This is a genomic window from Vibrio sp. Vb1554 (assembly GCF_033344235.1).
This window is the reverse complement of record NZ_JAWPOJ010000281.1, coordinates 1-1,220: the sequence shown is the minus strand read 5'-3', so window position 1 is coordinate 1,220 and position 1,220 is coordinate 1. Positions and strand designations below refer to the sequence as shown.

Genomic DNA, 1,220 nt, shown 5'->3' with positions numbered 1-1,220 from the left:
CAGCATTGCTGCGCTCGTTTATCGAAACGCATCTGGCGTGCTGCTAGAAAGGACGTTGAAAGAACATCAATCCAAAGTCGAGTCGATGGCAAAAACCATTGCCGGTCAGTTCGATGCTTACCTTCATACTGCTCAAGTACTCGAATCAACTTTTCGCAATGGTTACCTTGCAGGCGTTTATGTAGAAAACTACACGGTAGACTTCATGGGCCATGAAGTACCAAATATCACGCAATACAGCGAAAGTTTGATTAACGACACAAAGCTGGTCGACAGCTTCACACGTGATACCGGAGCAATCGCAACGTTATTTGCACCACTTGGTGATGACTTCATTCGCGTTTCAACATCATTAAAAGACCCGCAAGGTAAGCGTGCAGTAGGTACGACTCTTGGCCGCAACCATCCTGGTTACCAACTCTTAAAGAGCGGAAAACCTTACTACGCACAAATCAAACTATATGGCGAACGCTACATTACCTATTACGCACCAATCAAAGACGCTAACGGTAACGTATCTGGCTTGTCATTTATCGGTTTGCCAGTAGACCAAGCCACACAAACTCTGTTTGATGCACTAGAAGAGATTAAGTGGGGCGACACAGGCTACACCATCATTGTCGATAACGACAAAAACAATCTTGGTAAGTACTTACTCCACCCAACTAAGAGCGCTACCGATCCTTCAATCGTAGAAGTTCGTGATTACGATGGTAACAAGCCTTTCCATAAGATTTTCGAACAAAAGAGTGGTCTGATCCGCTACCCATTCCAATACGGATCAACCGTAGGTGAAAAATACTTAGTGTTCACCGAAGTACCTGGCTGGAACTGGAAACTACTGGGCGGTACATTCATCAAAGAAGTGACCAAAGGCAGCGACACGCTACTTAAACTGATAGCCATCATTTCTTCGGTAGCAGCGAGCATCACTTTTGTTGTGCTCACTCTGTTCTTAAACCGCAGCTTACAGCCTCTAACGGTGTTGAACTCTTACATGACGCGCCTAGCTAATGGTGAAGTCAGCTTACAAATTCCGTCGTCTCGTAAACGTTCTAAAAATGAGATTGTGAATTTGAATAACGGCGTTGCAAGCATGGCGAATCAACTGAATGAGTTAGTTGGCCAGATTCGTTCTACCAGCGATTTAGTCGAAAGTAACTCGACCAGTGTAGCAAGCGATGCTCATAGCAACTTAACCCAAGCGGATCGTCAGCAAG

General features: G+C 45.1%; 1 protein-coding gene. It reads left to right on the top strand.

Annotated features, from left to right (window positions below; translation table 11 throughout):
* The coding region (locus R8N28_RS25660; RefSeq protein WP_318183715.1) for a methyl-accepting chemotaxis protein at positions 1 to 1,220 on the top strand (1,220 nt) is incomplete at both ends.